Below are 26,223 nucleotides of genomic sequence, written 5' to 3' on the forward strand. Positions count from 1 at the left end.
AGTATGACACTCAAACAAAAGTCAGCCGCCCAGCATTGACGCGGGCGGCTGAAGGAGAACTGGGAAGTCGGCTGACGCTCGGCTTACTTGGCGACCCCGGTGGCCCGCAACTCGCGTACCACCGTCACCTGCACCTGACCGGGGTATTCCATGTCCTGCTCGACCCGCCCGGCGATCTCGCGGGCCAGCAGGGTAGCCTGGGCGTCGCTGACCCGCTCGGGAGAGACGATGACCCGCACCTCGCGTCCGGCCTGGATGGCGTAGGCCGAGCTGACGCCGGGAAACGACACCGCGATCTGCTCTAGGGCTTCGAGCCGCTTGATGTAGCTTTCCAGCTCCTCGCGCCGCGCGCCGGGCCGGGCCGCGCTGATGGCGTCGGCGGCGGCCACCAGCACCGAGTAGAGCGTCTCGCCGTTCTCGGGATCGTGGTGGTGGGCAATCGCGTCGATGACCTCGGGCGGCTCGGAAAAGCGGCGGCCCAGGTTGATGCCGATCTCGACGTGGGTGCCCTCAATCTCGCGGTCGATACTCTTGCCCACATCGTGCATCAGTCCGGCGCGGCGGGCGAGTGAGGCGTCCAGGCCCAGCTCACTGGCCATGATGCCGGTCAGGTGTGCCACCTGCACCGAGTGCTTGAGCACGTTCTGGCCGTAGCTGGTCCGGAAGTACATGCGCCCGAGCAGCTGCATGATGCCGGGTTTGAGGCCCAGCACGCCCGCCTCGATGGCTGCCTCCTCGCCCTGGGTGTGAATGAAGGCCTTCATCTCGTCCTGGGCCTTGTGGACCATCTCCTCGATGCGGGTGGGGTGAATGCGCCCGTCCTGCACCAGTCCTTCCAGAACGTGCTTGGCGACCTCGCGCCGCACCGGGTTGAACGAGCTGAGAATCACCGCCTCGGGAGTGTCGTCGATGATCAGGTCCACCCCGGTCAGCGACTCGAAGGCGCGGATGTTGCGCCCCTCGCGCCCGATGATGCGGCCTTTCATGGCATCCGAGGGAATCGGCACCACGCTGACACTCATGGCCGCCGACGTTTCCGAGGCGCTGCGCTGAATCGCCTGGGCGATCACGTGGCGCGCGGTGCGTTTGGCCTCGGCGCTGGCCCGCTCGATCATGGCCTTGACCCGGATGGCCTTTTCCTCTTCGAGTTCGGCGTCGAGGTGCGAGAGAATTTGCTCTCTGGCCTGCTCGGCGCTGAGGCCCGCCACCTCGTAGAGCTTGAGGTCGGCCTGCCGGAGTTTGTCCTGAAGCTGGGCCTCGTCGGCGTCGAGGCGCTCCTGATGGTGTTCGAGTCGTTCCTCGAGCTGATCGAGCTTGTCGCCGCGCGTATCGAGCTGTTCGGCGCGGCGGTTGAGGCGCTCGATCTCGCGCCCCAGGTCCTCTCTCTCGCGGCGGGTGTCGGCCCGCTCGGTCTTGAGACTCTCGCGCTCGCGCGCGGCGTCCTGAAGAAGCTGGTCGCGCTGACTGGTGGCCTGTAAGACCATCTGGGCGGCGCGCTCGGAAGCGTCCTGAAGAAGTTTGCTGGCCTCGCTGCGCTGGCGCTCGGCGTCCTGACGGCTGCGGGCGGCCTCGGCCTCGGCGTCCTGACGCACGCGCCCCGCCTCGGCCTGAACCGCCGCACGAATCTGCTCGGCCTGAAGCTGAGCTTCCTTCACGGCGCTGTCTTCGAGCACCTGACGCTGCTGCCGACCACGCGGAAATCCAGTGACGTAGCCGCCGACCAAACCCACCAGGAGCGCCAGGATGACAGAAAACACGGTCATATTGGCTCCTTTGAAACAGAAAAAGGACTGCTGAACAAAAAAGGGCTGCGCCCCACCTGCTGCCTGTCGGAAACCGCGGTTTCCCCACGTTCAATTGCGCGGCCCCACCCGGGGAAACCCGGAGAGCCGAAAACGAAATCGAGGCGGACGAAACCGGCACCCACCGAAAAGACATTCCTGCGGCGTGCCCCAGTTGCACCAGACCTGACGGTGCAGCCGAGGCCCGCCTTGAACCCTGCCAAACAACGAGGCCGAAACGAAAAAAGGCTTCAGACTCAGGCGTCAGTCTAGTACGGATCAGTGAGCGCCTCCGGTTGTCCGCCGCTCGGGGGCGCTGCACAGCCACCTGCCGGTCAGCGGGAATGGAGGCAGTTTGCCCCCACTGGCCCCGCTATCATGCCCGGCATGACGCCCGACTCCCCACTTTCTTCCCAGCACTCCCGCGCCGAGATCCCCCGCGTGGGCGACAAGCAGGACAAGGCCGAGGGTGTGCAGCGGATGTTCGCTGACATCGCGCCGCGCTACGATCTGCTCAACCGGGTGCTGAGTTTCGGCATCGACAAAAGTTGGCGGCGGGCGGCGGCGGCCGAGGCGCTGCTGCTCAAACCGGCCCGGCTGCTGGACGTGGCCACCGGCACCGGCGACTTCGCCATCGAACTCAAGCGCCGGTCTCCGACGACCCGGGTTACCGCCTCGGATTTTGTGCCGCAGATGCTGGCGATCGGGCGCAAAAAGGCCCAGGCCAGGCAGCTCGACATCATGTTCGAGGAGGGCGACGCCCTCAAGCTGCCCTACCCCGACGCCAGCTTCGAGGCGCTGACCTGCGCTTTCGGATTCCGCAATTTCGCCGACTACGAGCGCGGTCTGGCCGAGTTCTGGCGGGTGCTGACGCCCGGCGGACGGCTGGTCATCCTGGAATTTCCGCCGCCTGCTGGAGGGGTGTTCGGCAGCTTGTTCCGGGTGTACTTTCGCCACATCCTGCCGCGTATCGGCGCGCTGGTGAGCGGCAACGCCGGGGCCTACACTTACCTGCCCGAGAGCGTGCTGGCTTTCCCTGATCCGGCGCGGCTGGCGCGGCTGATGCAGGCCACTGGCTTTCGCACCCGCTACCGACTGCTCAGCGCAGGCATCGCGGCGATTCACGTGGGCACCAAGCTGGGGCGCACCCCATTGCGTAGCACTCAGCCGGGCCGATGAACCGCGCCGCCGTCCTTGGCCTGCTTCTGGCGCTCTCCTCGGCCCTCGCCGTGCCCGCTCACGACCTCTCGGTGGGCGGCTGGGCCTCAGTGCGGGCCACCCACCTGAGCATCCAGGTAGACGCCTACGACGCCTCTCGCCATGCCGGGCCACCGTTGCTGCAAAATATTGCCCGGCTGCTGCCCCAGGTATCGGCGGGCGTGAACGTCACGTGCCGGGTCGGCACCCAGGCCGTCACCGTGCAGACCGACCAGAGCGGCCACGCCCGCTGCGATCTGGCCGCCACCGGAGCCGTGACAGTGAATCTGGCGAGCGGCGAGGCGCTGACGCCCGACATTCCCAGTCTGCCCGACGCCCCGGTAGTCGTTGTCAGCGACCTCGACGATACCGTGCTGATGACCGGGGGGCCGCAAGGCCGGGCGCTGGCCACCTTTCTGAACGCCACCGTGAGCAACCGGGCCGCCTTCCCCGATATCGCGCCGCTGTACCACGACTTCGCGGTGCGGGGCCTGCCCATCGTCTACCTCTCCAACAGTCCGCTGGGTCTCAGCGAATTTCTGCGCTCGGTGCTGCCCGCGCGCGGCTTGCCCAGCGGCCCGCTGCTGCTGCGCCCGCTCGACTGGATATCGCTGAGCGCCTCCAAAAGCTTCAAGACCCAGTCGCTGAATGCCCTCGCCGCCGATCTGCCGGGCCAGTTCGTGCTCATCGGCGACACCGACCAGAAAGACCCGGAGGTGTACGCCGCTTTTGCCGGGGCGCACCCCGGCAGGGTGAAAGGCATCGCCATCCGTGACGTGTCGGGCGCGGTAAGGCGAGCCGAGGTCTTGAGGGTGTTGGCAAACCTCGGCGTGCCGGTGGTCATCAGCCCGGACGCTTCGGCCTTCGCCGCACTGGTGCGCTGAGTTTAGAGCATTTGACATAATAGCTTCATGAATACAGCCGGAGTACGTGGGTACAGCTTGGAGCTTCGAACTCGAATCGTCGCGCTGGTGCTGGGCGGCGCTTCACCGGACGAAGCGGCAAAACATTTTTCTGTCCATGTCGATACGGTCAAAAATTATCTGGAACGGCACCGCCAGAATACCTTGCACGTTGTCGCCAAGCCGACCGGCCGTCACCGCACGGTGACGGCCCACCATGAGCAACAGCTTCTCGCCCAACTCGAGACCCATCGGGACGCAACGCTGCAAGAGCATGCGGACTTGCTGGAAGCTGCGACCGGATTGAAGGTCAGCTACAAAACGGTTGACCGGGTCTTTCGCCGCCATAAGATCACCCATAAAAAAAACGCTGGTCGCCAGAGAACGCCGTGAGGAACTGCGTTCGCAGTTCCAGGGCGACCTTGCACCCTATCTCCAACACCCTGAGCGCCTGGTGTTCCTCGACGAAAGTGGTTTCCATATCGCGATGACCCGTGGGTATGGGCGTGCCCCCAGCCATGAGCGGGCCATTGAACAGGTGCCGAGAAATCACGGTCGCAATCAAACGTTGATCTGTGCACTCAATCTGGCCGGGCCGCAGGCGGCCATGGTCATTGACGGCGCACTGGATGGGGCAACGTTCGAGTGGTATGTCAGAGACATTCTCTGTCCAACACTTCAAAGGGGACAGGTCGTTGTGTTGGACAACCTGTCCTCGCATCACCGAGCGTCCATTCGGACGCTCATCGAAGCTCAGGGCTGCGAGATGCTGTTCACCTCACCCTACAGTCCGGATCTCAACCCGATTGAGTTGATGTTTTCGAAAATCAAAGCGCTGGTGCGGGGTGGTGCCTGGCGGGTGGTGCCTGAGTTGCTCAACGCCATTGGCAGCGCGTTGGACGCTGTGAAGCGGTTGGATATTGAACACTGGTTTAAACACGCCCATCCCCAGATTCTATTGTGACAAATGCTCTAGAACTGTTCAGGGTTCACTGCGCCGCTGGCTCTACAGCTCTTTCCTCGGCGCGCAGTATCGCCTGACGCAGCAGCCGGATCTGGCCCCGGTCACTCAGTTCCTCTTCCATGACGTGAAACCAGATCCAGTGGTGGTTCATGTCGGTGAAGCCCGGCAGCGTCAGGCGCTCACCGAGCCAGGTGTCGTCTCGCCGTGCCAGCTCGCTCAGGGTCACTTGGCGCACCCCGGCCAGCTCAGCCAGCAGTTCCTCCAGCTCGAAGCCCCGCACTGCCAGGCCGTGCTCGCCGTAAGTCATGGCCCCCAGGGAGCGGTCATACTCCGGTACGTCGCCCGCGAAGGGGTCAAGCCCCTGAAAGCTGATGAACTGGTAGGCCCGCTCGGCGGCGGCCAGGTGGCCCAGCAGCATGGCGATGGAGTGTGGGAAGTCGTCGTAGGTGGTGTCCAACTCGGCCCGGTCCAGGCCCGCCACCGCTTGCAGGGTGGTCAGGCGGGCGTAGCTCAGCATCTCGACGAGCACGCCGATCGTGGGCGAGTAGGCCGGCTCAGGGTCAATCCGCAGTGCCCGTGCCCAGGCTTCGGGGGTGGGTGACGTCATGATTTCAGCGCCTTGCGAAGCAGCCGGATCTGTCCCCGGTGGCTGACCTCGTCTTCCATGACGTGAAACCAGGCCCAGTGCTGGTTGGCATCACCAAAAAGAGGGGAGGCCAGCCAAGCATCGTCACGCTCGGCCAAGTTGCTCAGCGTCACGGCACGGACGGCAGCCAGATTGCTCAGCAACTCGTCCAGGGTGCGGCCCCGGACCCTCTCGCCCTCGGCTCCGAAGGTCATGGCCCCGAGGTAAGGCGCGTATTCGGGCAGCAGCGGTTCCACCGGGTCAACGCCCTCAAAACTCAGATATTGGTAAATCCTGTCGGTGGCGGCGATGTGGGCCAGCAGCATCCCGATGGAGTTGGTGAAGTTGGCGGGCACAGCGTCCAGCTCGGCCACGCTCAGGCCCTCGGCGGCCTGCAAGGTGGTGTGGCGGGCATACGCCATCATCTGCACCAGCGCCCCGATCTGCGGCGTGTAAGGCGGCTGCGGTTCGATGCGGTAGAGGCACTGAACTTCGTCTTGACTGGGACACATGGCGGCAGTGTAGTGCGGGTGCGCGGCTCGGCTACTTGCGGCAGTCCAGCCGCACCCGGAAGCTGGGCGTGGGGGTGGTGTATGTCACGCCGGAACTCGTCGCCGCCGCGATGCTGGGATCGATCTCGACCAGCAGCTTGGACGGCTGGGCCAGGCTGGGCAGGGCGTCGTCGGCGTAGAAGGGAATGTTGAAGGTCATTCCGGCGGCCTGCGGCAGCTTGCGGTACTTGAGTTGCTGGAGGTTGTCCGAGGTCAGCGTCGTGCCGTCGGCCAAGACCAGCGTGAATTCCTTGAGGCCGCTGTTGAGGGCATCGACGCTGCGCGTGCTGCCGTTTTTCCATTCCAGGTTGAGGATGTAGCCGGGGTGGGTACCGTACTCGAAGCCGGGCTTGAACGAGTTGACGGTCATGCGCCACACGCCGTTGAAGAGGGTCTCGCCCAGGCAGCCTTCCAGCGAGGGCTTCTGGTTGGCCCCGCCGGGCGCAGTGGCGGTGGTTGAAGTCGCCGCGCCGCCCAGCGTGAGCGTGGTGCCCTTGAGGCTACTCTGCACGCCCAGCAGCTTGAGGGCCGAGAGCGGCACATAGGTCTGCCCGTTCACCACGATGGCTGGGGTGGGAGCGACCTGACCGCTCACGATGATGCTGTAGGTCGTGTTGGCCGCCTGAGCGCCGCAGAGAAGGAGGGCGAGGGCCAGCGGAGCAAATCGGTTCATGAAAAACCTCCTGCAAAGCACAGAACTTCAGGGACGGAAGGCGGATTTCACGGCGTCAAGCAGCGGGTCGCGCTGACCGGCGGGTTTGCTGGAGAAGTGGGCCTGGCCCAGTGTCCAGACGATGGTGCCGCCCAGGCCCTTCTCACGGGCGTAGCGGCCCTTCTCGGCAATCGATTGGGCGTCTTCGTAACTGACGAAGCTGCATTTGTCCATGCCCAGCGGCGTGGCTGAACTCAGGTACGGGACTTTGGCGCTGTCGTCCCACTTTCTGGCAGCGGGGGTGAAGTACCCGGCCATGATGTTGCTGTAGCTCATCTGGCCGTCGTCGGCGGCGATCTTCATGCCCGGCGCGGTCTGCCTGGGTCCGCTCACTCCCTGGTAGCAGAGGCCGTAAAAGCCGATGCCTAGGCCCAGCTTGCTGGCCGGAACGCCTGCTGCCAGGTAGGCCTTGACGCTGCTGTCCACGCTGCTTGGAGTACTCTCGCTCTCGCCCATCAGGGCCGAGGAGTGCCACGACTTCCAGCCCTCGTAGATGCCTGCCATGCCGTAACTCATGATGTTGAGCCGGTCGACCGTCTGGGCCAGGTCGGCGAAACTGGGCCGGGCTTCCCCCCTGGGAAAGTTTGAATTGACGAAATTGATCGGCACGCTCAGCAGCAGGTTTGGCTGGGCGGCTTTGAGGGCCACCGCCAGCGCCTTTAGCGGAGCCTGATCGGCGCTCTCGATCGGTTCCCAGTCAAGGTCTACACCATCGAAACCGTAGCCCTGCACGACCTTCAGGATGTTCTGCACGAACGCCTGGCGCTTGCTGGCCGAGGCCGCGCTCACGAACCCGGCGTGCTCGCCTGCGCCGCCCAGCATCAGGATGGCCTTGACGTTGTGGGCGTGCGCTTGCTGGACCATCGTTTTGGCCCAGGCCGGGCCGCTCACCGCGTCGATGTCGAAGGTCGTATTGAGGCTGCCGTCGGCGTTGGGGGTGGCGCGGCCCACGGCGAGGTGGGTCAGTGAGGCCCAGTTCAGTTCGCTGGGCGGCAACAGGTCGCGCTCGTAGCCCACCGCGTAGCCCATCACCCAGGCGCCCGAACCGGTGTTGGTGGTGTCCGGCGGGGTTGTGGAAGAAGGTGTGGAGGGCGAGCCGGACGACCCGGCGCAGGCTCCCAGCGCGAGAATGAGCGAGAGGGCCACAATGGACAATGGGGCGGGGCGCGGCATGGGTTCTCCTGTCACTCTGAAGGTGGGCTGCGGCGGGCTTCGGGTTCAGTTTATGTCGGATTTGAGGCGGAGCAAGTCTGAGTCTCAAGCTTGCCCCCTTCCGCTCAGTGGGCAACGCGGTTGGCCGCCTGGGCGTTGTCGTTGCGGGCCTGCTGGCGCACCGCCGGAACCACGCAGACCGCGTCACTTTTGAAGGCTTCGCGCCAGACGTAGCCGCTCAGGCAGGAGTTGGAGCCGGAGGAGCCGTTGGGGTTGCGGCGGGACGCGGCTTTCGAGTTGTCGTAGGCAACCTGCTGGCGCACCTGGGGCGTCACGCAGACATGGTCGCTGGGAATCGCCTCGCGCCAGACATAGCCGCTGATGCAGGTGTCGGGGCCGGAAGCCAGCTGAACCGGGGCCAGGCGGTTGGCGGCTTGGGCGTTGTCGTCTCTGGCCTGCTGGCGCACCGCCGGAACCACGCAGACCGCGTCGCCGTCAAACGCCTCGCGCCACACAAAGCCCCCGACACAGGAATTGGAGCCGGAGGGGCCGTTGGGATCGCGGCGAGACCCGGCCTGCGAGTTGTCGTAGGCGACCTGCTGGCGCACCTGGGGCGTCACGCAGACATGGTCGCTGGGAATCGCCTCGCGCCAGACATAGCTGGACGCACAGGTGTCGGGGCCGGAGGTGCCAGCGGCCTGAGCAGGGCTGCCGAGCATGGCGAGGGTGAGGAGGGCGGGCGCGGCGGTCACGAGGGTTTTCAGGATGCTGTTCATGTTTGTTCTCCTTGGCTGTGTTTCGAGAAGTGGGTTTCGGGAGTGGGCGGGATGCTGGGCCTCTTCTTAATGCTCCTCAAGCCTAAGAGGGGGCTTGTCCCGTTGTCTTGAGGCCAAACTTGTCCCGGCTTCTGGGACAGGGTGCCGGTGTTCGGCGGCCCCGTCCCAGGGCCAGCACCTCAGTTGATCGGCACGAATTCGGGAATCAGTTTCCAGAGTTCGCAGGCTCCGCCGGCGTAGGTGGAGCCGGGATTGAGCGCCATGGGGGACGCGCAGTGATCGGCGTCGAGGTATTGCCCGTTGATCTTGAGTTGCAGCCGGTTCCAGCCGCCACCCGCCGGAACGAAGCGCCAGAGTTCGCAGGCTCCGCCGGCGTAGGTCGAGCCGGGGTTGAGCGTCACCGGGCTGGCGCAGTGGTTGGCGTCGAGGAACTGACCGTCGTACTTGAGCTGAATGCGGTAGTAGCCGTCGCCGTTGGGAATGAACTTCCAGAGCTGGCACGCGCCGTCCGCAAAAGTGGAGCCGGGGTTGAGGCCGAGGTTGGCGGTGCAGTGATCGGCGTCGAGGTACTGGCCGTTGTACTTGAGCTGGAGCCGGTAATACTGCGCCGAGGCCGACGAGGCGGCGCTCAGGGAAAGGGCGGTCAGGAAGCTGGCGGCGCTGAGCAGCAAGATTTTTTTCATGGCGGGACTCCTTGAAGTGGTCAGGGAAGGCGGAGGGAAGGCGGGGAGAGGACAACGTCGTCTGGATTTTGCTTTTGGTTGGGCGAATGGTTGGCCTCCTTTGCCGGGGAAAGGGTGGTGCGGCGCGGTGGTTGAACTGACCAGACCTTAGGCGCGGCGCGGTCCCGTTGTCTTGAGGCCGCCCGTGTCCCGGCTTCTGGGACACGGCGCTCCCTCGGCGGCGGGACACAGCGCGGGGCATACTCATCGCATGCAGCTTCGCCCACCCCTCGCGTTCACGCCCGGCAACGCCCGGCGGCTGTTGCGAATGCTGGAGACGTGGGTCTGGCCCGCTTTGCTGCTCGCCCTCAGCGCCGCCCTGATTTCCGCCGCGCTGCACCCGCGCTGGCTGGCGCTGGTCTGGCAGGTGCGCGACCTGAGCGAGGCCCAGTGGCCCGCTGATTTCACCCGCCTGCGGCTGTGGCTCGACGCCGCCCAGTTTGCGCTGGCTGCCCTCAGCGCCGCGCTGCTGCTGACGGTGGGCGGGCGGCAGCGGTATGCGGCGGCGCTGGGGGTGCTGGGCATCGGGCTGGCAACCAGTCAGTTGTGGCTTGCCCCAGCCTGGCTTTCTCCCGGCGCGTGGACGCTGCTCGGTGCCGCGTGGAGCTGGGGGGTGGCCGATTTGCGGCGACTGGAACGGCCCCACCGGGTGTCCCGCGTGGTGCTGTGGGGCTACGCCGCGGCGCTGCTGGCCACCCTGATCTGGACCTTCGGGGCCGCGCCGCTTGAGTTATCGGGCGCGGCGCTGGAGCAGGTGCCGCTGGGCCTTTTATGGAACGAACTGATCCGGCCCGGCCTGCGCGACTTCGGCCTGGCGGCGCTGCTGCTGTGCGCGGTCCTGGCCGCTGCCGAGCAGTCGCCGGGCGCGGTGCGCGGCGGCGTGATGCGGGCGCTGGTCTTCGGCGGCCTGAGTCTCGGGACCGCTTTGCTGTTCAGCGTGGTGGTCGGTGGCCTCAGCGCCCTGCTGCACACCTCCGGCACGCTCTGGCCCTCTCTGGCGGCGGCGGGGCTGGTGGCGGCCCTGATCGAACCGGCCCGCAGGGCCCTGAGCCGCAGCCTGCGAAAACTCCTCTACGGCGAGCGCGACGACCCCTCCGGCGTGATGCAGGGCCTGGCCCGGCAACTGGAAGGCTCCGGTGGCACGGCGCCGATGCGCAGCACTCTGGAAGACGCCCTGATGGGTGTGGCCGCCGCCCTGAGGCTGCCGTTCCTGGCGCTGCATTTTGCGGACGGAGAGGTGCTGAGCGTCGGCCCGCCGCCTGCCCAGCCGCCCGAAAGCCTGCCGCTGATCGCCCAGGGCGAGCGCCTCGGCACGCTGGAGGTGGCCCGCCGCCGCGAGCGCGAAGCCTTCAGCAAGGCCGAGTGGGCGCTTCTGGAAGGGGTGGCGCGGCAACTCGCCGTCTCCGCCCACGCCTGGCACCTGGCCGGGCAACTTCAGGCGTCACAGGACCACCTGATCCGGGCCGGTGAGGAGGAACGCCGCCGCCTGAGGCGTGACCTGCACGACGGACTGGGGCCGTCGCTGGCGGGGCTGGGCCTCAAGCTGGAGGCCGCCCGGATGCTGCTGGGCCGCTCGCCCGAACGGGCCGCCGAGCATCTCTCGGCCCTGCGCGTGGAGGTGCAGGAAAGTGTCAGCGAGGTGCGCCGATTGGTCCACGATCTGCGCCCACCCAAGCTCGACGACCTGGGGCTGATCGGCGCGCTCGAAGAGGTCCTAGCCGGAGCAAGGCAGGCCGGGCTGGCAGCCACGCTGGAACTGGAAGCCGTGCCGCCGCTGGGCGCGGCCCTGGAAGTCGCCGTCTACCGCATTGCCCAGGAAGCCCTGACCAACGTGATGAAGCACGCTCGCGCCAGCCAGGTCACGCTGCGGCTGGGGGCGTCGGCGGGCGAGCTGATTCTGGAGTGCTGCGACAACGGCGTGGGCCTGCCCGAGGTGCGCGAACCCGGCGTCGGCTCGCGGTCGATGCGTGAGCGGGCCGGGGCGCTGTCTGGTACGCTGGAGCTGGCGGCGGGGCCAGCGGGCGGAACAGTGGTGCGCGCACGGCTGCCGCTCGCCGCCGTGCGTTCCGGTCTGTAGTCTTTCCCGCTTAAAGGTGGTCCATGCCCACTGATCTGCCGCTCAATGCTCCCACCCGCGCTTTGACCACCCGTATCCTGATTGCCGACGACCACCGCCTCTTCCGTGAGGGACTGAAGGCGCTGCTGTCGGTCACCGACCACTTGCAGGTGGTGGCCGAGGCCGAGAACGGCGAGCAGGCGCTGACCCTCGCCCAGCAGTTCGAGCCGGACGTGATCATCATGGACATCCAGATGCCGCTGCTGAGCGGCCTGGAAGCCACCCGGCGCATTCTGATTCAGCGGCCCGAGACGGGCATTCTGGTGGTCAGCATGTTCGAGGACGACGACAACGTGTTCGCGGCGATGCAGGCGGGCGCGCGCGGCTACCTGCTCAAGGGCGCGGCCCCCGAGGAGTTGCTGCGCGGAATCGAGGCGGTGGCCCAGGGCGAGGCACTGTTTGCGCCCAGCATCGCCCGCCGCCTGATGAACTACTTCAGCCGTCCCACCAAGCTGCCGCCTACCGTGCTGCCCGAACTCACCGAGCGCGAGCGCGAAATCCTGGCGCTGATCGCTCAGGGCGAGACCAACCCGAAAATTGCCCGCCACCTCGAACTCGCCGAGAAGACCGTGCGCAACCACATCACCAGCATCTTTTCCAAGTTGCAAGTCGGCAGCCGCGCCGAGGCTGTGCTGCGGGCCAGGGAGGCGGGCCTGTGAGGTGGCTGCTAAGGTGGGTGCTGGCAGCGGCGCTGCTGGCGGCCCTTCCTGCGGCGCAGGCCCAGACCCTGCAACTGGGGCGCGGCGTCAACCTGGAAGGCTGGCTGGACCAGACCCTCTTTCAGCCGCTGGACGGGGTCAAACTCGCTCAACTCAAAACGATCCGGGCCGCCGGATTCGACTTCGTGCGGCTGATGGTCAACCCCAACACGCTGATCGCTGCCAGGGACAGCGCCGCCGAGCCGTTCGCCTCGCTGACGCGGGTGCTGAAACTGGCCCAGCAGAACAAGCTCAAGGTGCTGCTGACCCTCTTTGACGAGGAACCGACCAAGGACGCGGTGATCGCGGGCGGCAAGGCCAGGGACACGTATCTGGCGCTGCTAGAAAAGCTGGGCGGGGTGCTGGCGGCCTCGGACCCGCGCATGGTGGGGCTGGAGCCAATAGATCAACCGGGGGCCTGCGACCTCGCGCCCGCCGCTTGGACGCAGCTGGAGAGTCAGTTGTTGGCCGCCGTGCGCCGCAGTGCGCCCAAGCTCACGCTGGTCGTCACCGGGCCGTGCTATTCGGACTACTACGGTTTGACCACCCTCAAGGCCCTCGGCGACCCCAACCTGATCTACAGCTTTCAGTACCTCGAGCCGCTGATGTTCACCCAGCAGGGGAACCCCACCCACAGCGAATGGAAGTACTTCGCGGGCGTGCCGTATCCGCTCGACAAGAGCAAGCTGCCTACGCTGCTGAGCAGCGTACTGAAGGGGACGCCCGCTGCCTCCAGAGCGGCGGTCAAGAAGGAATTCGAGGCGCGCAATGTTGGCAGCTTCGATCAGGCGGCGCTGACCGGGCAGATCAATCTGGTGTCGGGCTGGGCGCAGCGCAGCGGCGTGAAGGTGCTGCTGAGTTCGTTCGCGGTGCATGGAAGTGCGCCCCGTGCCGACAGAGTGCGCTGGCTGCATGACGTGCGGGCGGCGGCGGGAGCGCAGAAAATGGCTTGGGCGGTGTGGAGCTGGGAGAGTCCCTACGGCTACGGAATCACCGAGCAGGGGAAGCTGCCTGCCGAGCTGAAAAAGGCGCTGGGACTGCCTTAAAAACGGCCTCATAAACACAAAAAAAGAGCAACGACTTTCGCCGCTGCTCTCTCTGCCGTCTGCTCGCTTTTTACTCGGCGGCCACCAGTTCCGCTTCCGGAGCGGCAGGCTTTACCGCGTCCTTCACGTTTCCGGCCTTGATGGCGGCGGTCACGCGCTCGCGGATCTCGCGCTCCAGATCGGGGCGCTCGGCGATGTAGGCAATCGCCTTGTCCTTGCCCTGGCCGATGCGCTCGTCGTTGTAGCTGTAAAAGCTGCCCGCTTTCTTCACGATGTCCATGTCGGCGGCCAGCGTGATCAGATCAGTGAGCTGGTCGAAGCCCTTGCCGTAGACCAGTGCCAGTTCGACTTCCTTGAACGGTGCGGCCACTTTATTCTTCACCGTCTTGATCTTGACGGTGTTCGCCACCGCGTCGTTGCCGATTTTGGTGGGCTGGCCGATCTTGCGCACGTCGAGGCGCACCGAGGCGTAGAACTTCAGCGCCCGGCCCCCGGTGGTGGTTTCGGGGTTGCCGTACATCACGCCGATCTTCTCGCGCACCTGGTTGATGAAGATGGCGGCGGTGCCGGTCTTGGACAGAATGGCCGTCAGCTTGCGCAGGGCCTGTGACATCAGGCGGGCTTGCAGGCCGGGCAGCGAGTCGCCCATGTCACCCTCGATCTCGGCGCGGGGGGTCAGGGCAGCCACCGAGTCCACGACGACCACGTCGATGGCGCCCGAACGCACCAGCAGCTCCATGATCTCCAGCGCCTGCTCGCCGTTGTCGGGCTGCGACACCAGCAGTTCGTCGGTGTTGACGCCCAGGGCGCGGGCATACACCGGGTCGAGCGCGTGCTCGGCGTCAATGAAGGCCGCCGTGCCGCCGGCTTTCTGGGCCTGGGCGATGATCGCCAGCGCCAGGGTGGTCTTGCCGCCCGACTCGGGGCCGTAGATCTCGGTGACGCGCCCGCGCGGAATGCCGCCGACGCCCAGCGCCAGATCGAGGCTCAGGCTGCCGGTGCTGATGACCTGCACGTCGAGCTTGGTGTTAGCTCCCAGCCGGACGATGCTGCCCTTGCCGAACTGCTTTTCGATCTGGCTCATGGCCGTGTCGATGGCCTTGCTGCGCTCAGCGTTGTTGTTGGGGGCGGCGGTGGTTTCTTTGGGGTTGTCCTTACTCATGCGGTGTCCTCCGGATTCAGAGCAGCGGTACTGATCGCCTCTGATTCAGTGCTGGACATAATATTAGCACGTAATTCGCCGCGTAGTTTAAACATGGCCAGGTTCTCGTAGATCGGCCCGGTCTTCTGGAGGTGGCTGCGGTAGAGCGTGACCGCGCCCGCGTCCCAGCCACTGTCGAGCAGCTTCGGCGGCACTCTGGGAGCCGCGCCCTTCTTGCGCGCCAGGGTGATGTGGGCCTTGAACGGCAGGTTGTCGGTCTCGACGCCGAGTTCGGCCAGCCCCACCCGCAGCCGGGCGGCCAGGTCTTCGAGTCCCTCGGCCTCCACCTTGACGAACCACACGCGCGGACTGCCCTCATTGGGAAAGTAGCCGGTGCCGCGCAGCTTGAGGCTCAGCGGCGCTGCGGTCTGGGTCAGCGTGTCGCCCAGCGCTTTGAGGGCATCGAGCTTGGACGGATCGATGCCCGGCAAATACGCCAGCGTCACGTGCAGCTGATCGGCCCGCACCGAGCGCCAGTTGCCGCGCAACTCTTTCTGGATGGCGGCGAGTTGCTCGGCCACCTCGGGCGGCACTTTCAGGGCATAGAACAGGCGTGGCCGGGCCTCATGCGTGCTGACTGGCGGTGGGCTGCCGCGCTGCCCGGTGGCCGGCTTGCCCGGTTTTCTAGTATCTGGTCTCCTGCTCTCCGATGCGCGGTCAGTGGGCTTGCCGGGGCGGCGCGGCCCGGTCATGCGCCGCCCTGCCCTGGCTGGCCCGGTTCCTGCTGCGTCCATTCACCCAGCGCCCGGAACGCCAGGTTGAGCGCTGTGGTCGCAGCCCGCTCGCGCACCTGCCCGGCGTCGCCCGGCCAGTTGACCTGTGCGCTGCGCTCCAGCGCCTCGCCCACGATGGCCACCGCCACCTGCCCCGCCGCCTCGCCCTGGGTCACGGCGCTGACACTCAGGCCCACGTCTGTGCCGAAGCGTTCGCGCGCGCCGCGTGCCAGTTCCAGCGCGGCAACCTCACTGCCCAGTCCGGCCTCGCCCAGCGTCATGGGGGTCAGGCCCAGGGTGAGCAGGGTCGCGTGATCGTCGGACATCACCGCGCCCCGCAGCGCCGCCTCGCCCGCGAACTGCACGGCCAGACTGCCGCCGCTGCCTGCCTCCACGACGCCCAGACTGCGCCCACCCAGCAAGGCGGCAACGGCGCGCGCCAGCGTGGCGGGTGGGTCGCCGGGCTTTTCCTCGGCCCAGATATACTTGCCCAGCACGCCGCGCACCTGTGTCAGGACTGGGGCGGCCAGTTGCTCGGCCTCACCCGACGTCGCCGCGCTCGCCGCCACCCGCACGTCGGTGCCGCTCCTGCGGGCGTAGGTTGCCACGCTGGGATTGGCCACTCGCGTCAACTTGCCCAGCCGCGTCGCCACGTCGCTCTCGCCGATGCCCGCCGTGTGCAGCGTCACCGCCCAGAAGGCCCACTCCGGCAGGTTCAGACGCGGCAGCAGTTCCTCTCTGAACATCCGGTGCATCTCGCGTGGCGGCCCCGGCAGGGCGGCGATCAGCTTACCGGCGAAGGCATGGCCCGGCGGCAGGGTCACGAACCAGCCCGGCGCGGTGCCGAGCGGGTTGGGGAGCGGCTGGGCCGATGGAATCAGCCAGGTCTGCTTGCGGTTGATCGGCGCCATGACCCGGCCCCGCGACGTGAACAGTTCACTCAGCCAGGCCAGCAGTGCCGGGTCCTCGGCGGGCGTTTCTCCGGCCACCGCTGCGATGCTCTCGCGGGTCAGGTCATCGTCGGTGGGGCCGAGGCCGCCGCCCAGAATGACCAGATCGGCGCGCGTCAGGGCTTCGCGAATCATTCCACTGACGCGCTCCAAGTTGTCGCCCACCGTCGCCTTGCGCTGCAGGGTCACGCCGCGCGCGGCCAGTTCGCGGGCCACGAAGGCGGCGTTGCTGTCCACGATCTCACCGAGCAGCAACTCGGTGCCGACACTGATGATCTCGGCGTTCAAGGGCGGCTCTCGCAGCGGGGGAGAGGAGCAGAGAGGAGAAGAGGCATAGCAGATAGCATAGACAAGCGGGCCGGGCCGCGTGCCATGTCCTGTGCAGGCGAAGCGTTTACAGCTTGAACATGCCCCGCTGCTGAGGATCAACCAGGTCGGTGTACTCAGGGTGATTGCGAATGTAAGCGGCGATGAAAGGACACATCGGAATGACCCGCTTGCCCGCCGCTTTCACGTCGTCCAGCGCGAACCGGGCCAGTTGGCCGCCCAGGCCCTCGCCCTCGTGTCCCTCATTCACCTCGGTGTGGGGGAGCATGACCGCTTCACCGACCAGGCGGTACTCGGCAAAGCCGGTGACCCAGCCGTCGATCAGCACCTCGTAGCGGCTTCGCTCGGTATGCTTACGAAGTTCAGTCACGGCTCCATCCCCTCGCCGCCCGCCGCCTCGAACCCGCTCTGGCGGTGCGAACCGTCACAGTAGGGTTTGTTCTGGCTCGCTCCACAGCGGCACAGCGCGGCGCGGGTCTCGTGGACACTGCCCTGCGGCGCGGCGATCAGCAGCTCGCCGCGCACGAACAGCGGGCCGTTGGCGCGAACCTCGATGCGGGTCGGTCCCGCCGATTCGGTGGGGCCACTGTTGAGCGTATAGTGCAGCGCTCCGGTAGGGCAGCGGCGCACCACCTCGGCAACCTGTTCGGCTGGCGCGGCGTCGGCCTGAATCCAGGGCCGGGCAGCGGTGTTAAAGACCTGCGGTAGGCCGCGAATGCAGGCGGCGAAGTGAATGCAGCGCGCCTTGGCGTAGTAGACCGTGAGGTCCGGCGCGCTGTAGGCGCGGCCCCAGTCGGGTGCGGGTGGTGGAGGCACTGCGGGTTGACTCATCTTCTCTCCCTGGCGGGCTGGACACCAGCGCTTTGCCCGGCGTGGGCGCAGCCGATGTCGGCACAGCAAAAGCGCCGCCCGTATCTTCTCACGGGGCGGCGCTCTCATAGAGGACCGAGCGACGGGTATCTTATCCGGCCCGTTCCAGACCGCCCGCCCAGGTGGCGCGCTCGCGCTCGGCGACCCTGCGGTGCAGCTCCAGAATGGCCTCGTTGCCCTGCACCTGGGCGCTGTCCAGCGCGGCGGCGGTGGCCGCATCGAGGTACGACAACCGGCGCAATTCGTCGGTGACCAGGCCGTCACGGGTCTGCTTGACACCGCGCTCACGGCGCAGGGTGGCACTGTCCTTGCCCAGCACGCTGCGGTTGCTCACCGAGCCGAGCTGCCCGAACACCGGGCCGTGACCGCCGTGCCGGGCAGCGGCGCTCATCAAGCTGCGGCGGGCGTCTTGGGATTCGAGGCGGGCGTGCAGCCAGCTGCGAGCCAGCGGTTCGGCGTTGCGTTCGGCGATCTCGGCGGCCAGGTGAATATCGCCGCTCAGGGCGCGGGCGTAATTCTGCTCCATCCGGCGCTGAATCCGGCGGGCGGGAGCAGTGTCCGTGCGGGCGGCCAGGGCCACGAACTCGCCCACACTGAGGGTCGGCTCCGGCCCCGCGCCGAAGTCGCTGAGCAGCCGGCTGAGCTGATGCGCGTGCTCGAAGGCGGCCCAGTGCGGGCTTTCCCAGTCGTGGCGCGCCCATTCTGAGGCCTGCGTCAGCCCCAGCACGGCCAGGGCGCTGGCGGCGTGCAGGCGTCCGTCCGCACTCTGCGGCATCCGGGCGCTGCCAACCTGAAGGGTGGGTGCTACCGTCTTGAGGGTTCCAGTCATGGAAGTATTGTAGCATAATTCTGCTAAAAACGTAATAGTTAAGCCGCTTCCAGTCGACTCGTTCGCCTCTGCTCATGGCAGACCTGGGCGCTTGACCTCCCGATTTTCCCTGCTGCCGACACTCTGCCTCGCCGTTTACCTCTCGGTTTCTGGAGCCGTAACGCAAACCACTGCGATGCCCGCCGGCACGTTGCCCCCTGTGGGACGCTACCGTGCGCAGGTCGGCAGCATTCCGCCCTTTCTCATTTCTGCCGGGGCCCATGCCCGCCTAGCCGACACCGGGCCGAACCGGCTGGAGGGCCGGGTGCTGGTCAGCAGCGCCTTCGTGCCGACCTTCGCCAGCGCCGTGGGACTGAGGCCGACATGTTGCTCAGTCGTGGCTGGCAGGTCTATGGCGGGCTGGCGGCGGCCATCACCAGCATTTCGCCTGGCAGTCAGGCCATCTATTTCGGGCTGGGCGGTCTGGTCGGTGTCCGCAGCGGGCCGGGGCTGGGCGTCTTCGCCGAGGCGGGCGCAGTGACCTTTTTCGGTGGCGTCACCGGGCCGCTGCTGCGGCTAGGCGTCAATTTACAGTTTCTGAGTTAAGGCCACCAAAAAAGCCGGAGCCTTGATGCACTCCGGCTTTTTTGGAACGCTCGTCTCAGGCCCGCTGACGCGGCCAGCTCAGTAGACCGATAATCAGCGTGAAGGCCACCAGGCTCAGCACCGGAATGGTGATCACGTTGGACACGCTGCTGAGATTGCTGCCGAAGATCGGCCACTTGGCATCACAGCCGGTGCCGATGGGACCGACCGTGCAGGCCTTGAGGATCTGGACCACGCCCCAGACTTCGAGGTTCTGGTACAGGGCAACCAGCCAGCCGATGGCAGCCAGGCTCAGGCCGTACACCCGGATGTTCAAGTCGGCGCGCAAGGCGGCCACCCCTAGCAGGATTGCCAGCGGGTACATGAAGACGCGCTGAAACCAGCACAGGATGCACGGCACGAAACCCCGAATCTCCGAGAAGTACAAGCTGCCCAGCGCGGCGACCAGGGCGACCACCCAGGCCAGATACAGGCGGTTGTCGCGGGTCACGGCTTACTTGCTGGCGGCGTCGATCGCCTTGCTGATTTCATCGGCGCTGAAGTTGGTCACCAGCACGCCGTTGACAAACACGCTGGGGGTCGCGTTCACGCCCGCGTTGGTTGCCTGCTGCTTGTCGGCCTCGACGCGGGCCTTGGTGGCGTCGCTGTCCAGGCAGGTCTTGAACTTGGCGGTGTCGAGGCCGTCCACGCTGCCCGACAGGTCTTCGAGCTTGTCCTTGGTGGCCCACACCTGGGTCTCGTCACCCTGGGCGCGGAACATGATGGTGGACATGCCCTCGTAGCCCGCGTTGCCAGTCTGATCGTAGGCGCACTCGGCTGCCTGGGCTGCCAGCACCGAGTCGTTGGTGGGCAGGCGGTCGCCCAGGAAGGGGAAGTTGATCTTGTACATCTTGGCCTTGCCGGTGTCGATGTACTTCGACTGAATTGCCGGGAAGATATTCTCCTCGAAATTCTTGCAGTTAGGGCACTTGAAGTCCTCGAAGGCCACCAGAGTCACCGGCGCGTCGGCTTTGCCCAGAAACGGCTGGCCGCTCAGATCGAAGGTCTTGGTGCTGGCCTGGGTGGCGGTCGTCTGGTTGCGCTGCACCGCCCAAACAGTGACGCCGATCAGTAGCAGGGCCACCAGCGTGCCGACAATCAGAAAAACACGGTTGTTGGAAGAGGAGCCGTTGAGTCTGGTCATATGAAAACCAGTCTAAAGGCTTGAACAAACAAAAATGGCCCAGCCCAGATGAGAGACGCTGGGCTGGACCGGGCAGGAGCGAGAATTAAGGCGTGAGCAGCTGACCGTTCTGGTCGCGCACGGTGACACTGGCAAACTGGCCCTGCACCGCGACGATGGTCCAGGGACTGGTGATCGACTGGGTGTTGATGCTGCCAGGGCCGGGAGCGCGCACGTTCACCACGATGTCCAGGGCTGAGCCGCTGGCGCTCACTGACTGCACCGTGACGCCGTAGCCCCCGGTGGGGCGGTTGCCCAGGAAGATGCCCACGGCGCTCTGGCCCACGATGAGCGGCGTGGGCGGTACCGGCACCTGGCGTCCGTAAGCCGCGTTCCAGAGGACGCTGAGGTTGTCCTGGCTGGAAGCCAGCTTGATTTGCGGGGTGCTGACCAGAGCGTTACTGCCGCTGGCGACCTCGCGAAACTTCAAGGTGCCGGAGGACGTGGGCGTGCTCGAACCGGAACCGGTCACAGGGCCTCCCGTATTGGTGATGGTGGTCGTCGTCGTGGACGTGATGACGGAAAGTGGCTGGAGATAGAGCCCAGTCCGCAGCGTCTCGTCGGATGCGGGTTGTGCGGCCAGCGGCGCGTCGGGCAGTTCGTCTTGCGGCAGCACCGTCACAGTGAGGGTGCCCTGGCCGCCCAGCGCGCTGCTGAGTACACGCGCCTCGCTGGCTGTGAGCTGGCCCACACCACTCAGACCACCCACCGGCTGGGCCGCCGCCTGCACCTCGCTGCCCGCTGCCAGTGCGCCGCTGAGCTGATACCAAGCTCCACCGGTGACCAGGTAGGTGGCAGCGATGTTCTGGTTGGCGCTCACGGTGTAGGTCGTGCCCTGCTGCACCACGCTGGAGCGCGGGAGGGCGCTGCTGGTCTTGCTTTTGTAGACGGCCCGGCCCCCCACACTGAGGCTGCCCGCCGTCGCCAGCGGGTCGCTGATCTGGGGGCGGAGTTCGAGCGTCTGACCGGCCAGGCTGAGGCTGCCCTTGCCACCGGTCAGGCTGCCGTAGACCCAGGCCAGGCGGTCTTGTGAGGAACCGTAGAACAGCACCTCATGCACCTTGAGGTTGCCCGCGCCCTGCATGGTGCAGCCTGACAGCAGCGCCGCGCTGAGCAGTGCGCCCGCGCCCGAGAAAATGCCCGCAGAGTTCTTCATGCTGCTCATCTTAGTGGGGCGGTCTGACCCCCGACTGAAGCGGGATGAAGCTGGCCTTCATGGTCGGCGGCCCAGGGCAAGGCCAGCATCGGCGTGTTCTGCCTGGCTTGCTTCCTGGACGAGCCATGCGCGCCGCGCCAGCACGGCTTGTTCCAGCCGCCAGTAAATCAGTGCGGCCAGCCCCGAGAGCGTCGCATAGGTCAGCCACAGCGGCGCGTTGCCCCAGCGTGAGAGCAGCCAGCCGCCCATCAGCGGGCCGAGCAGGGTGCCCAGACCGCTCATGCTGCCGAGCAGGCCGATGTAGCGGCCCCGCACCTCGGCACGGCCCAGCTCGGCGATGATGGTCTTGCCGATGCTGTACCCCGCGATCTCGCCCAGCGACCAGATGACCACCGCCAGCGTATGCATGCCCAGCGAGTGCGCGAAGGCGTGTAGACCGAAGCCCGCGCCCAGCAGCAGCGCACTCACGGCCTGCCAGCGCGGGTGGTTGTGCCGGGCGATCCAGTGGCCCATCGGCAGCCCCAGAACGACCACCAGCGCGCCGTTGACGGCCAGCACCTGACCGTACTGCACTGCCGAGAAGCCCTGCTGGGCGAACACCACTGCCAGCATCTTGTAGCTCTGGTAAGTGGTGGAAAACAGCAGCGCGGCCAGCATATAAATCCACAGCAGCGGGTCTCGCGGCAGCAAACCGGCTGAGCGGTGCGCCGAGGTGCGGGTTGGTCTGGGGCGGGTGTGCACCGGCCTGAACGCCACGCTCAGCAGGGCGGCGGAGAGCGCCGTCGTGGCGGCGTCCAGCCAGAACAGCAGCCGAAACGAGCGGCTGGCCAGAAAGCCGCCTAGCAGTGGGGCTGCCGACGCGCCCACATTGATGGCCCAGTACAGCAGGTTGTACGCTTGGGCGCGCTGGGAGCCGCTTGTCAGTTCAGCCACCGCCGTGTTGGCTGCCGGTTTGTAGAGTGAGGTGAGCAGCGAGTAGCCCAGCACGCCCGCCACAATCCAGCTGTAGTGCTCGGCGAACCCCAGGGCCACCAGGGCCACTGCACTGCCGCCGAGCGACATGATCATGGTTCGTCCGGCACCGGAAAAGTCGCTCAGCCAGCCGCCCAACGGCTCGGCTACGAAGCGGCCCACCCCCAGCAAAGCCAGCACCAGCGTGATCTGGGTGACGCTGAAATGCTGCTGGGCACTGAGATAAAAACCCAGCAGCGGCACGACGAACTCACCCAATCGGTTGATCAGTGTGCCCAACCACAGCACCCAGAACTGGCGCGGGTAAGCGCCGTAGAGACTGGTGAATGAAAAACGCGGCGACACGCCCAAGTCTAGGCGGCGCTGAAACCTCGCTGGACGCGTCCGGCGTTACCGGGCGGTGAACAGCTCAGGAAACGGGCAGACTGGTTTTGCTGGGCTTGGGTTTCTTCTTGTCCGTTGCGGATTTTTCGCCGGCTGCCAGCAGTTCACGGGCGTGCGAGAGCGCCACTTCCGAGGTATTGCCGCTGAGCATCCGGGCGATTTCCTCGAGCCGCTCCGGGCCGGACAGCAGGCGCACCCGGCTGACGGTGCGCCCGGCCTCGACATCTTTTTCGACCTTGAAGTGCCAGTCGGCGCGGGCGGCGATCTGGGCCAGGTGGGTGACCACCAGCACCTGCCGCGAGTCGGCCAGGCGCGCGAGCTGCCCCGCCACCGCCAAGGCCGCCGCGCCGCCGATGCCGGCGTCCACCTCGTCGAAGACCACGCTGGGAGTTCCGGCTCCCAGCACCGTGCTGATCGCCAGCATCACCCGCGAGAGTTCGCCGCCCGAGGCGGTCTCGGCCAGATCGCCTAACGCCTCACCGGGGTTGGCCGTAAAGCGGATGCTCACGTCGTCGCTGCCGTGCGGCCCCGGCGCGGCCAGCGGACGCAGCTCGAATTCCAGCCGGGCGTGCGGCATCCCCAGCTCACGGATGACCCGCAGCAGATCGGCGGCCAGCGGGGCGGCGGCTTGCTGGCGTGCGGCGCGCAGACTCAGGGCCACCTGGGCGGCCCTGGCCCGCAGGGTGTCCACCTCGGCTTCCAGGCTGCCCGCATCGTGCTCGTCGGTTTCCAGCGCGGCGAGTTCCCGTTCGGCCTCGACTTGAAACGCCAGTACGTCGCTGAGGGCCGGGCCGTACTTGCCGCGCAATTTGCTGATCAGGCCCAGGCGGCCCTCGACGGCTTCCAGCGCCTCGGGATCGGGCGCGCGGTCCTCGGCCACGCTGCGCAACTCGCCCGCCACCGCCTGTACGCTGTCGAGCGCCGCGCCGAGTTCGCCCTGAAGCTGCGCTAGAACCTCGTCGTAGCGGGCAGGGCTGTTGAGGGCCCGCAGCGCCTCGGCGATCAGGCCTGCCGCACTGACCTCACCATCGCTGAGCAGTTCGAGCGCGCCCGCCGCCCCGGACGAGATGGCCTCGACATTCGAGAGCCGCACCAGCTCGGCTTGCAGCGGCTCCTCCTCACCGGCTTGCAGGGCGGCCTCGGCCAGTTCACCGACCTGAAAGCGCAGCAGGTCGAGCTGACGTGCCCGGTCACGGCCGGAAGTCCGCAGCCGCTCCAGCCGCCCGGCAGCGTCCTGCCAGGCGCGGTAAGCAGCGTGGTAGGTCGCCAGGTCGCTCGCGACAAGCTGATCAAGCAGAGCGCGCTGATTGGCCGCACTCAGCAGGCTCTGGGCGCTGTGCTGCCAGTGGATGGTGAGGCGCGACTGCGACACGTCGGCCAGTTCGCGCAGCGACACCACCTCCCCGTCCACGCGGGCGCTGCTGCGGCCCTGGTGGGTCAGTTTGCGCGACAGGGCGTCCTCGCCCCAGAAGCCGCTGACCAGCAGGTCATTTTCGCCGCTGCGAATCAGGTCGGTGTTGGCCCGCGACCCCAGCAGCAGGCCCAGCGCGTCCACGATGATGCTCTTGCCCGCGCCCGTTTCGCCGGTAAACGCCGAGAAACCGCCGCGCAAATCGAGTTCGAGCGCCTTGACGGTGGCGAGGTTGCGAATCTCTAGTCGGGTGAGATGGGCAGGCGGGCGTTGTGACACGCTCGGCAGTTTAGCGCGGGCCACAGCTGGGACGGTGACATGGAGCAGACTCGGACAGCAAACGAGCGCCGCACTCCAAACAGGGTGCGGCGCTTTGGTTGGGCGCTCGATTACAACTCTGTGCTCAGGACTGGGGCTTGTTCAGATCCGCCTTGTGAAGATCCGTCTCGTTCACGCCTTCCAGCGCGGCGGTGCCGGTCTCGTGGGGACGCACGTCGAGCGGGTTGATGCTGACGGTCTCCTTGCTCACCGAGTCGAGCAGCATGTCCAGCACGTCGGCCTCCCGGGCGGCGGTCACCGCCTTGTGGGTGATGATCTCGCCGATGTTGAGAATGATGTTGTCGGCAGGATCGAGAATGACCCGGTTGACCGGGCGACCGATCGCGTCGCGCTCTTTTTGCTTCTGGGCCTCCTGCTGGCGCTGGTCGATGGCTTCCCCGGCGTCGTCGCGCTTCTCGCCGAGCCACTGCTTGGCCCGGTCAAGGAAGTTGCTCGCCCCGGCGCTGACGTTGCTCAGCCCTGCCGAGAGCTGGTCGCTGGTCGAGGGGCTACTGCCCGTGCTTGCGGGCTGTCCGGCTCCGGTGGCGGCCAGCAGATCGGCCTCGCGGTTCAGGGTGCGGGCACGCTCCAGCACACCCTGGGTCACGATCTGGCCCTGGGCGGCGATCAGGGTGCGGTTGGGGCCGTATACGTCGCTGCGCACCCGGCGGCCCAGGGCGCTGGTTTCTGGGGGATTGGTCGCCGCTGCAGGAGTGGGAGCCGCGTTGCTGGACGGACTGCTGGTCAGGCGCTCCACGCCGCTTTGCACGTTACCCGCTGCCGCCGAGGCCACCAGACGGCCCAGGGCCTGCTTCTCCTCGGCGCTCTGTACGGCCAGCGGGGTGATGGTTTGCCCTTTGAGCACGATCACCGTGTCGTCGTCGGCGTGAACGTCGCTGCCCGCCACCTTGCCCAGCACATACTCGACCTGACGCTCGCGGCTGGCGCTGCTGAGGTCCTCGACCCGGCTCTGCACACTCGACGAGGCGCTGGCGTAGATGGTCTGGACGCTGCCGCTGGTGGCCGCCGCCGTGAGCTGGCCCAACAGTCCATGTTCGCGGGCGCTGGCGGCCTGCTCAGCGGTCATGATGCTGCCCTTGGCGACCAGCACCACGCCGTCCTCGGTCATCACGTCGTTGCCCGCCACCTTGCCGACCACGTATTCGGCCTGACGCTCCTGCGAAGCGCTGCTCAGGTCGTCCACCCGGCTCTGCACCCCCGAGGCCGCGCTGCTGTAGGCCGCCTGCATGCTGCCACCGGTGGCCGCCGCGACCAGCGAGCCGAGCAGCCCCTGCTCCTCGGCGGTGTCGGCCTGCTCGGCGGTGATGGTGCTGCCCTTCTCGACCAGCACCACGCCGTCCTGGGTCGTCACGTCGCTGCCGGTCACCTTGCCGATCACGTACTCCTTCTGGCGGGCTTTGGTGGCCGTCGCAAGATTCTCGTAGTTCTGGCTGAGGTTATCGCCCGCCCGGCTGAGCGCGCCTTGGATTCCGCCCGCTTCCTGCTCCTCCATCGCCTGCGCCACCGACACCGGCACGATGGCGGCGTTGTCACCGATGCTGACACTCTCGGGTGCGGGCACGAAGGTGCGGCCACTCGACAGATCGGAAAACAATCCGCCGGTGGCCTCGTAACCCACCACCTTGCCGCTGACTTCCTCGAAATACACGTCGGCGATCTTGCCGAGTTCGCGGCCATCGGTGGTCAGCAGTTGCAGGCCGATGAGGCCCACCTTGGTGTCGAGCAGATCGGCGATGCGCGAGTCGTCGCGGGCGCTCACCACGTCGTCCTCATCACTGATCATCACGGCGTCCTCGCCGATGCTGCGAACTGACTCGAACGGCACCACCCTGGCCGAGCGAAACCAGCCGCCCTCGTCGACCAGCAGCGCGAGCACCTGATTGGCGTCGTGGTCGAAGACCAGATCGTGAACCTTGTCGATGTGCGAGCCGTTGCTGAGGGCGACCACGGTGCGCCCGATCATGTCTTTGCCTTTAATCATGGATATCTCTCCTGAAGCGTGGGTAAAAACCAAGGAACCCG

Annotated in this window: 26 protein-coding genes; 7 read left to right on the plus strand and 19 right to left on the minus strand. The window is 66.7% G+C overall.

The genetic code is table 11. The annotated features are described in order from the left end of the window. Window positions 1-83: 83 nt before the first annotated feature. Window positions 84-1,763, minus strand: a complete 1,680-nt coding sequence (rny, locus tag GUI70_RS07670; protein ID WP_161881704.1) for a ribonuclease Y — start codon at window positions 1,761-1,763, stop codon at window positions 84-86. A gap of 405 nt (window positions 1,764-2,168) precedes the next feature. On the opposite strand from rny, the gene ubiE reads away from it, so the two are divergent. The 3 genes from ubiE to GUI70_RS07685 all read left to right on the plus strand — a co-directional run bounded on the left by ubiE (window position 2,169) and on the right by GUI70_RS07685 (window position 4,844). Further along, window positions 2,169-2,960: a bifunctional demethylmenaquinone methyltransferase/2-methoxy-6-polyprenyl-1,4-benzoquinol methylase UbiE gene (gene ubiE, locus GUI70_RS07675; protein ID WP_161881705.1), complete on the plus strand. Its 792-nt coding sequence runs from the start codon at window positions 2,169-2,171 to the stop codon at window positions 2,958-2,960. Further along, the gene (locus tag GUI70_RS07680; RefSeq protein WP_161881706.1) at window positions 2,957-3,862 is read left to right on the plus strand and encodes a phosphatase domain-containing protein; all 906 of its coding nucleotides are present in this window, start codon (window positions 2,957-2,959) and stop codon (window positions 3,860-3,862) included. Before ubiE ends, GUI70_RS07680 begins: the two co-directional genes overlap by 4 nt. A 27-nt stretch (window positions 3,863-3,889) precedes the next feature. Continuing rightward, a protein-coding gene (locus GUI70_RS07685) for an IS630 family transposase (RefSeq protein ID WP_438503462.1) occupies window positions 3,890-4,844 on the plus strand; the annotation gives its coding sequence in 2 pieces (ribosomal slippage) (window positions 3,890-4,240 and window positions 4,242-4,844; 954 coding nt in all). 25 nt (window positions 4,845-4,869) lie between these two features. On the opposite strand, the gene GUI70_RS07690 is transcribed toward GUI70_RS07685, so the two are convergent. The 6 genes from GUI70_RS07690 to GUI70_RS07715 form a co-directional block, all read right to left on the minus strand. Next, window positions 4,870-5,451 carry a mycothiol transferase gene (locus GUI70_RS07690; RefSeq protein WP_161881707.1) on the minus strand — a complete coding sequence of 194 codons (582 nt, stop codon included), beginning with the start codon at window positions 5,449-5,451 and terminating at the stop codon, window positions 4,870-4,872. Further along, the gene (locus tag GUI70_RS07695; protein ID WP_161881708.1) at window positions 5,448-5,981 is read right to left on the minus strand and encodes a DinB family protein; all 534 of its coding nucleotides are present in this window, start codon (window positions 5,979-5,981) and stop codon (window positions 5,448-5,450) included. Before GUI70_RS07695 ends, GUI70_RS07690 begins: the two co-directional genes overlap by 4 nt. 31 nt (window positions 5,982-6,012) lie before the next feature. Further along, window positions 6,013-6,693 carry a hypothetical protein gene (locus GUI70_RS07700; RefSeq protein ID WP_161881709.1) on the minus strand — a complete coding sequence of 227 codons (681 nt, stop codon included), beginning with the start codon at window positions 6,691-6,693 and terminating at the stop codon, window positions 6,013-6,015. Window positions 6,694-6,720: 27 nt separating this feature from the next. Continuing rightward, window positions 6,721-7,905: a glycoside hydrolase family 18 protein gene (locus tag GUI70_RS07705; protein ID WP_161881710.1), complete on the minus strand. Its 1,185-nt coding sequence runs from the start codon at window positions 7,903-7,905 to the stop codon at window positions 6,721-6,723. Window positions 7,906-8,009: 104 nt separating this feature from the next. Further along, window positions 8,010-8,660, minus strand: a complete 651-nt coding sequence (locus GUI70_RS07710; RefSeq protein ID WP_161881711.1) for a hypothetical protein — start codon at window positions 8,658-8,660, stop codon at window positions 8,010-8,012. A 179-nt stretch (window positions 8,661-8,839) separates the two neighbouring features. Then, window positions 8,840-9,343 carry an RICIN domain-containing protein gene (locus GUI70_RS07715; protein WP_161881712.1) on the minus strand — a complete coding sequence of 168 codons (504 nt, stop codon included), beginning with the start codon at window positions 9,341-9,343 and terminating at the stop codon, window positions 8,840-8,842. 250 nt (window positions 9,344-9,593) lie between these two features. Between GUI70_RS07715 and GUI70_RS07720 the strand changes: the two genes are divergently transcribed. The 3 genes from GUI70_RS07720 to GUI70_RS07730 are packed head-to-tail and all read left to right on the plus strand — an operon-like array spanning window position 9,594 to window position 13,242. Next, window positions 9,594-11,459 carry a sensor histidine kinase gene (locus GUI70_RS07720; protein WP_161881713.1) on the plus strand — a complete coding sequence of 622 codons (1,866 nt, stop codon included), beginning with the start codon at window positions 9,594-9,596 and terminating at the stop codon, window positions 11,457-11,459. A gap of 23 nt (window positions 11,460-11,482) precedes the next feature. Next, window positions 11,483-12,157, plus strand: a complete 675-nt coding sequence (locus GUI70_RS07725; RefSeq protein ID WP_161881714.1) for a response regulator — start codon at window positions 11,483-11,485, stop codon at window positions 12,155-12,157. Then, on the plus strand, window positions 12,154-13,242 hold the full coding sequence (locus GUI70_RS07730; protein WP_161881715.1) for a glycoside hydrolase family 5 protein: 1,089 nt from the start codon (window positions 12,154-12,156) through the stop codon (window positions 13,240-13,242). The genes GUI70_RS07725 and GUI70_RS07730 overlap by 4 nt, the downstream gene beginning before the upstream one ends. A gap of 70 nt (window positions 13,243-13,312) precedes the next feature. Here GUI70_RS07730 and recA read toward each other — a convergent pair whose 3' ends face one another. From recA to ddrC, 6 genes are all read right to left on the minus strand, one after another. Beyond that, the gene (gene recA, locus GUI70_RS07735) at window positions 13,313-14,404 is read right to left on the minus strand and encodes a recombinase RecA (protein ID WP_161881716.1); all 1,092 of its coding nucleotides are present in this window, start codon (window positions 14,402-14,404) and stop codon (window positions 13,313-13,315) included. Next, entirely contained in the window at window positions 14,401-15,135 is a 735-nt protein-coding gene (gene thpR, locus GUI70_RS07740; RefSeq protein ID WP_161881717.1) for an RNA 2',3'-cyclic phosphodiesterase, read from the minus strand. Before thpR ends, recA begins: the two co-directional genes overlap by 4 nt. After that, window positions 15,132-16,394, minus strand: a complete 1,263-nt coding sequence (locus tag GUI70_RS07745) for a CinA family nicotinamide mononucleotide deamidase-related protein (RefSeq protein WP_237724776.1) — start codon at window positions 16,392-16,394, stop codon at window positions 15,132-15,134. Before GUI70_RS07745 ends, thpR begins: the two co-directional genes overlap by 4 nt. Window positions 16,395-16,500: 106 nt before the next feature. After that, on the minus strand, window positions 16,501-16,803 hold the full coding sequence (locus GUI70_RS07750; protein ID WP_161881718.1) for a GNAT family N-acetyltransferase: 303 nt from the start codon (window positions 16,801-16,803) through the stop codon (window positions 16,501-16,503). Beyond that, window positions 16,800-17,264 carry a (4Fe-4S)-binding protein gene (locus tag GUI70_RS07755; RefSeq protein ID WP_161881719.1) on the minus strand — a complete coding sequence of 155 codons (465 nt, stop codon included), beginning with the start codon at window positions 17,262-17,264 and terminating at the stop codon, window positions 16,800-16,802. Before GUI70_RS07755 ends, GUI70_RS07750 begins: the two co-directional genes overlap by 4 nt. A 130-nt stretch (window positions 17,265-17,394) precedes the next feature. Beyond that, window positions 17,395-18,132, minus strand: a complete 738-nt coding sequence (gene ddrC / locus GUI70_RS07760) for a DNA damage response protein DdrC (RefSeq protein WP_161881720.1) — start codon at window positions 18,130-18,132, stop codon at window positions 17,395-17,397. A gap of 363 nt (window positions 18,133-18,495) precedes the next feature. Between ddrC and GUI70_RS07765 the strand changes: the two genes are divergently transcribed. Beyond that, entirely contained in the window at window positions 18,496-18,717 is a 222-nt protein-coding gene (locus GUI70_RS07765) for a hypothetical protein (protein ID WP_161881721.1), read from the plus strand. Between the two features lie 55 nt (window positions 18,718-18,772). On the opposite strand, the gene GUI70_RS07770 is transcribed toward GUI70_RS07765, so the two are convergent. From GUI70_RS07770 to GUI70_RS07795, 6 genes are all read right to left on the minus strand, one after another. Then, the gene (locus tag GUI70_RS07770) at window positions 18,773-19,207 is read right to left on the minus strand and encodes a disulfide bond formation protein B (protein ID WP_161881722.1); all 435 of its coding nucleotides are present in this window, start codon (window positions 19,205-19,207) and stop codon (window positions 18,773-18,775) included. A gap of 3 nt (window positions 19,208-19,210) precedes the next feature. Continuing rightward, on the minus strand, window positions 19,211-19,900 hold the full coding sequence (locus GUI70_RS07775; RefSeq protein WP_161881723.1) for a DsbA family protein: 690 nt from the start codon (window positions 19,898-19,900) through the stop codon (window positions 19,211-19,213). Window positions 19,901-19,985: 85 nt separating this feature from the next. Continuing rightward, window positions 19,986-21,095: a protease complex subunit PrcB family protein gene (locus tag GUI70_RS07780; RefSeq protein WP_161881724.1), complete on the minus strand. Its 1,110-nt coding sequence runs from the start codon at window positions 21,093-21,095 to the stop codon at window positions 19,986-19,988. Window positions 21,096-21,152: 57 nt separating this feature from the next. After that, complete coding sequence (locus GUI70_RS07785) at window positions 21,153-22,412, minus strand: MFS transporter (protein WP_161881725.1); 1,260 nt, start codon at window positions 22,410-22,412, stop codon at window positions 21,153-21,155. Window positions 22,413-22,476: 64 nt separating this feature from the next. Continuing rightward, window positions 22,477-24,141, minus strand: coding sequence for a DNA repair protein RecN (locus tag GUI70_RS07790; protein ID WP_237724777.1), 1,665 nt, complete (start codon window positions 24,139-24,141; stop codon window positions 22,477-22,479). 124 nt (window positions 24,142-24,265) lie between these two features. Then, entirely contained in the window at window positions 24,266-26,182 is a 1,917-nt protein-coding gene (locus GUI70_RS07795) for a PRC-barrel domain-containing protein (protein WP_161881726.1), read from the minus strand. Window positions 26,183-26,223: the final 41 nt, after the last annotated feature.

This window comes from Deinococcus alpinitundrae (assembly GCF_009982895.1).
GTDB lineage: Bacteria > Deinococcota > Deinococci > Deinococcales > Deinococcaceae > Deinococcus > Deinococcus alpinitundrae.

Excerpts from the sequence above, each read along its gene's own strand:
- GUI70_RS07700 (WP_161881709.1), bottom strand. The coding sequence starts at position 6,693 with ATGAACCGATTTGCTCCGCTGGCCCTCGCCCTCCTTCTCTGCGGCGCT.
- GUI70_RS07710 (WP_161881711.1), bottom strand. The coding sequence starts at position 8,660 with ATGAACAGCATCCTGAAAACCCTCGTGACCGCCGCGCCCGCCCTCCTC.
- GUI70_RS07765 (WP_161881721.1), top strand. The coding sequence starts at position 18,496 with ATGTTGCTCAGTCGTGGCTGGCAGGTCTATGGCGGGCTGGCGGCGGCC.
- GUI70_RS07695 (WP_161881708.1), bottom strand. The coding sequence starts at position 5,981 with ATGTGTCCCAGTCAAGACGAAGTTCAGTGCCTCTACCGCATCGAACCG.
- GUI70_RS07715 (WP_161881712.1), bottom strand. The coding sequence starts at position 9,343 with ATGAAAAAAATCTTGCTGCTCAGCGCCGCCAGCTTCCTGACCGCCCTT.
- GUI70_RS07720 (WP_161881713.1), top strand. The coding sequence starts at position 9,594 with ATGCAGCTTCGCCCACCCCTCGCGTTCACGCCCGGCAACGCCCGGCGG.
- GUI70_RS07705 (WP_161881710.1), bottom strand. The coding sequence starts at position 7,905 with ATGCCGCGCCCCGCCCCATTGTCCATTGTGGCCCTCTCGCTCATTCTC.
- GUI70_RS07755 (WP_161881719.1), bottom strand. The coding sequence starts at position 17,264 with ATGAGTCAACCCGCAGTGCCTCCACCACCCGCACCCGACTGGGGCCGC.
- GUI70_RS07775 (WP_161881723.1), bottom strand. The coding sequence starts at position 19,900 with ATGACCAGACTCAACGGCTCCTCTTCCAACAACCGTGTTTTTCTGATT.
- ddrC (WP_161881720.1), bottom strand. The coding sequence starts at position 18,132 with ATGACTGGAACCCTCAAGACGGTAGCACCCACCCTTCAGGTTGGCAGC.
- GUI70_RS07725 (WP_161881714.1), top strand. The coding sequence starts at position 11,483 with ATGCCCACTGATCTGCCGCTCAATGCTCCCACCCGCGCTTTGACCACC.
- GUI70_RS07690 (WP_161881707.1), bottom strand. The coding sequence starts at position 5,451 with ATGACGTCACCCACCCCCGAAGCCTGGGCACGGGCACTGCGGATTGAC.
- GUI70_RS07795 (WP_161881726.1), bottom strand. The coding sequence starts at position 26,182 with ATGATTAAAGGCAAAGACATGATCGGGCGCACCGTGGTCGCCCTCAGC.
- rny (WP_161881704.1), bottom strand. The coding sequence starts at position 1,763 with ATGACCGTGTTTTCTGTCATCCTGGCGCTCCTGGTGGGTTTGGTCGGC.
- recA (WP_161881716.1), bottom strand. The coding sequence starts at position 14,404 with ATGAGTAAGGACAACCCCAAAGAAACCACCGCCGCCCCCAACAACAAC.
- thpR (WP_161881717.1), bottom strand. The coding sequence starts at position 15,135 with ATGACCGGGCCGCGCCGCCCCGGCAAGCCCACTGACCGCGCATCGGAG.
- ubiE (WP_161881705.1), top strand. The coding sequence starts at position 2,169 with ATGACGCCCGACTCCCCACTTTCTTCCCAGCACTCCCGCGCCGAGATC.
- GUI70_RS07680 (WP_161881706.1), top strand. The coding sequence starts at position 2,957 with ATGAACCGCGCCGCCGTCCTTGGCCTGCTTCTGGCGCTCTCCTCGGCC.
- GUI70_RS07780 (WP_161881724.1), bottom strand. The coding sequence starts at position 21,095 with ATGAAGAACTCTGCGGGCATTTTCTCGGGCGCGGGCGCACTGCTCAGC.